Here is a 4489-nt window from a genome sequence, read left to right as displayed (position 1 = left end):
CAGCGCGGCTTGCCCGCCGTGAACGCGCGCGCCCGCACCGGCAAGAAGCGAGGCAAGTGTGCACGCGCGGCCCTACATCCGTGCGACCCTTGGCCGAGCCTGCGAGGCCAGAGCGCGCTCGACAGATGCCGCGCTCAACCTCCCCGAGGCAGAATTCGATCACAGTTCCGACGAGGAACAAGCCGTGCATTGAGCGAGAATGATCTGCCAACAGTCGCCCTGCTGCTTCCAGAGCCGGAGATAGGCAAAAGTCCCGAAGAAAGCCGCGCCAGCATAGGTTCCCGCGACATCGGCCGTTACGACGACGCTCGCCACGTCACCGTGGGACCAAATGCGGCGGTCGCCGCGAAAGTCGAGTGAACTCAGGTCGAGCAGGCCCGAACGGTGCGCCGCTATATCACCCTCCCGCGATCGCCTGACCCCCTGTTGATCGACGAAGATCATGTCCTCCGCAAGCAGCCGCTCCAGTGCCTCGACATCGCCGGCCAGCATCGCGGCCCGCAGCTCTTCCTCGCACCTCGCAATAGCCTCGATCAGCTGCATCCATCCTACTCCCGAATCTGGCCACCGGCCCGATCCGGCGCGGCTCTCGTTCCCGCCGCCCTATCGATCAACGAGCAGAATGGGCAAATATTGAAAGACGATTCCGAGCCCGCCGAACGCCAGCGCCAGCATGGCGGCACGCCGTCGCCACCGCGCGAAGGGATCGCCGGACGTTTTGTGCCGCACCGCTACGAACATCCATGCCACGCCGCCGAGAATAACCAAGGTAAAGAGCGATGCTGCGAGGCGTATGCCGGGTCCGCTGCCTCCGAACTCGGCGAGGAGGTAGAGGAGGAAGAAATGTACGGCCCACAGGACGAGACCGCCCATCATGATGAACCAGCTCTTCATCCGCCAGCGCCGACCAGTCGCGAGACGAGTGCGCCCGTCACCCCCTGTGCCGCGGTGTAGACGAGAAAGAGCATCGTGAGGTCGATGCTGTTGTTCCTAGGCTGCGGGACAAGGCCCCGCACAGCACGCGCCGCGCAGTAAAGCGCCATCAAGATTGCAATCGCCGCTGCGCATGCCTGAAGGGCCAGCAGCGCATAGACGACAGCCCCCTGCCCGCTCGCGGTGGGACCAAGTTCGCTACTCGACCAACTCACGTAATCCATGCCAAGCGCCGCACTCGAAACCGCCGCGGACAAAAGAAGCGCGAATACCGACCAGAAGGGCGAGCGTCGAAGGCATGCGCGTGCCGTGAGCGCGAGACCGATTGCGACAGCGTAGAGCCCCAGGATCGATATCGCCTCGCCGAGGGGCGGCGGCGGCCGCCAGAAGCCCGGCTGGTTCGAGGACAGGAAGGCAAGGCTGAACAGCGCCATGAGAAAGATCATGCCCATCACAACCAGCAGGATGACCATCGCCCACCAGCCATGGCTCGCCGGCCCGGTAACGCAGGTCGGGACGCGGATGTCGGCGCCAATGTCGACACCCTCGATTTCGACCGGCCGGTCGGTTTCCCAAAGCCATCGCAGTACCGAGATCACCGCGAGGACGCCGCTCACCCATGCGAACATATAGGCCTGCACCGTCAGCGCGAGGAAGAAGCCCGCAGTAAAGATCGCGGCGGCGAAGGGCCATGGCGACGGCCCCGGCATGATCTGCAGATATTGGGGCTCGGCGAGCAGCGGGCTGGTGACGATCGTCTCGCGACGGCCAGTCGCCGAGCGCGGGAGGAAATAGCGCCCCTTTTCGACTTCATGCGCGAGCGCCGGATCGTCCCACAAAGGCTCGCGGCTGGTGACGACCGGGATCGAGCGCGTCGAATAGAGCTCGCTCGGCAACCATTCGAGCGTGCCGCCGCCATAGACATTCCCGGCATTGCCCTCGCCCGGCGCGAGCCGGAAATTGCGCGCCAGGTCGACGAGGAAGAGGAGCACACCGAGCCCGAGCATGAAAGCGCCGACCGTCGAGATGAGATTGGGAAGCTCAAAGCCCTGCCCCGGCAGATAGGTGTAGACGCGGCGCGGCATGCCCTGCAGCCCCGCCAGATGCATCGGCAGGAAGGCGACATTCATGCCGAGGAACATGAGGCCGAACACCCATTTCGCGAGCCGCTCCGACAGCGCCCGCTTGCTCACCATCGGAATCCAGTAATAGAAGGCCGCAAACAGCGGAAAGACCATGCCGCCGATCAGGACATAATGGAGGTGCGCGACGATGAAATAGCTATCGTGCGCCTGCCAGTCGAAGGGCACCATCGCTACCATCACACCCGTCAGACCCCCCGTCACGAAAATAACGATGCTGCCCATCACGAAGAGGCCGGGCGCATTGAACTTCGGCTTGCCGATTGCGAGCGTCGCGATCCACGAGAAGACCTGGATGCCCGCCGGCACGCTGACCGCCATCGAGGCGGCCGAGAAGAAGCCCGTCGTCATCGGCGGCATGCCGGTGGTGAACATATGATGCGCCCACACGCCGAAACTGATGAAGCCCGTCGCGATCATCGCAAGGACGATGAGCCGGTAGCCGACGAGCCTCTCGCCCGCGACGGTCGCGACGATCATGCTCATCATCCCGGCGGCGGGCAGGAAGATGATATAGACCTCGGGGTGGCCGAAAAACCAGAAGAGATGCTGCCAGAGCAAGGGGTCTCCGCCGCGCGTCGCGTCGAAGAAGGGCCAGCCGAACGCGCGCTCGATCTCGAGCAGCAAGGTGCCGAGAATGATGCTCGGAAAGGCGATCACGATCATCACTGCGAAGACGAGCATCGCCCAGGCGAAGATCGGCATCCTGTCGAGGCGCATGCCCGGCGCGCGCGTCCGCAGCACGCCGACGATGATCTCGATCGCCCCCGCGATCGCGCTGATCTCGATGAAGCCGATGCCGAGCAGCCAGAAGTCGGTGTTGATTCCCGGCGAATAGGCCTTGGACGTCAGCGGCGGATACATGAACCAGCCGCCGTCGGGCGCGAGCCCGACGAAGATCGAGGCGAAAAAACAAAGTCCGCCGACGGCATAGGCCCAGAAGGCATAGGCGGACAGCCGCGGGAACGGCAGATCGCGCGCCGCGAGCATCTGCGGGAGCAGGAGCACGCCTGCCGCCTCGACCGCGGGCACCGCGAAGAGGAACATCATCACCGTGCCGTGCATGGTGAAGACCTGATTATAGGTGCCCTGCGGCAGGATCTCGAGCATCGGCGCGGCGAGTTGCGCACGCATGAGCAGCGCGAGCACCCCCGCCATCAGGAAAAAGAGAAAGGCGGTTCCGAGATAATAGATGCCGATATAATTATTGTTGACCGCGAGCAGATATTCCCAGCCCTTGGGCTTGCACCAGATACGACGGAGGTCCTCCTCCTCTTCTTTCGGCCGCTCGTGCCGAGTCGGGAAACGCTCATAAAGCGCGGGATCGAACCCCGTTTCCGATCTCATTTGAGCGAGACCAGATAGGCGGTGAGCGCCTGCAGTTCCTCGCCGCTGAACTGGTGATAGGCGGGCATACGGTTCGCGGGCTTGATCGCCTGGCTGTCGGCGACCCAGCCCGCCATCGTCCCCGGATTATTGGGCAATATGCCCGCGCCCAGCGTCCTGCGCGAACCGACATGCGTCAGATCGGGGCCGGCCAGTCCACGCGCCGGCGTGCCGCGGATCGTGTGACAGGCGGCGCAGCCGCTCGAGAGAAAAAGTGCAAGCCCCTCGCCGCCGGCGCCTTGCGACGGGAGCCGCGAAGCCTGCCACCGCGCAAAGTCCGCCGGGGTGTGGGCCACCACCACAAACCCCATCAGCGCGTGCGGGCCGCCGCAATATTCGGCGCACTGTCCCTTGTAGATACCCGGCGCATCGGCCTCGATCAGCAGGCGATTGGTGCGCCCCGGGATCATGTCCATCTTGCCGCCAAGCCGCGGCACCCAGAAGCTATGGATGACGTCGGCCGCCTCGAGTTCGAGCAGGACGGGCTGTCCTATCGGAATGTGGAGTTCGTTCGCATCGCGCAGCGTCTCGCGGCCTTGTCCGTCCTGATAATGGACGCGCCACCACCACATCTCGCCGATGACCTTGACGCGCATGGCGCCTTCGGGAACGCGCGCCGCCGAAAGCGAACTGGTGAGCATCAGGCCCCACACGAGCAGACCCGTGAGCACGACCGAGGGAAAGGCAAATCCCAGAATCCAGATCGCCTTCTCGCCGCCGAGCCGGGTCTTGAGCCGAGGCGATCCGCGCAGCGCGATCCAGAGTGCGCCAAGCACGATCGCCAATATCACGGTTCCGCCAGCAAGCAGCACCCAGGCAAGCAGGGTCACGGGCTCCGAATAGGGGCCGGCAGAATCGAGCACGGCGGGCGGCCAGCCTTCCGAAGGCAGCGTTCGCTCAGTCATCGAGGCTCAGCAGCCAGGCGGCGATATCATCGGCTTCGGCTCTTTTCATCGGTATCGCCGGCATCCCGGTCCCCGGCGCCATCGCCGGCGCGTCGGTGACGAAGGCGGCAAGCAGCGGCGCGC

Annotated in this window: 4 protein-coding genes; all 4 read right to left on the bottom strand. The window is 64.6% G+C overall.

Annotated features, from left to right (window positions below):
* Positions 1-159: 159 nt before the first annotated feature.
* From VN047_RS16710 to coxB, 4 genes are read right to left on the bottom strand one after another with little or no spacing between them, the layout of a single operon-like run.
* On the bottom strand, positions 160-543 hold the full coding sequence (locus VN047_RS16710) for a nuclear transport factor 2 family protein (RefSeq protein WP_062179557.1): 384 nt from the start codon (positions 541-543) through the stop codon (positions 160-162).
* Positions 544-603: 60 nt separating this feature from the next.
* Positions 604-894, bottom strand: a complete 291-nt coding sequence (locus VN047_RS16705) for a hypothetical protein (RefSeq protein WP_062179553.1) — start codon at positions 892-894, stop codon at positions 604-606.
* A complete protein-coding gene (locus VN047_RS16700; RefSeq protein WP_325544634.1) occupies positions 891-3422 on the bottom strand; it encodes a cbb3-type cytochrome c oxidase subunit I in 2532 nt (843 codons plus the stop codon). The genes VN047_RS16705 and VN047_RS16700 overlap by 4 nt, the downstream gene beginning before the upstream one ends.
* Positions 3419-4366, bottom strand: a complete 948-nt coding sequence (coxB, locus tag VN047_RS16695; protein ID WP_325544632.1) for a cytochrome c oxidase subunit II — start codon at positions 4364-4366, stop codon at positions 3419-3421. The genes VN047_RS16700 and coxB overlap by 4 nt, the downstream gene beginning before the upstream one ends.
* Positions 4367-4489 lie beyond the last annotated feature (123 nt).

Source organism: Sphingopyxis sp. (assembly GCF_035565275.1).
Taxonomy (GTDB): domain Bacteria; phylum Pseudomonadota; class Alphaproteobacteria; order Sphingomonadales; family Sphingomonadaceae; genus Sphingopyxis.
This window is presented reverse-complemented; position numbering and strand designations above follow the sequence as displayed.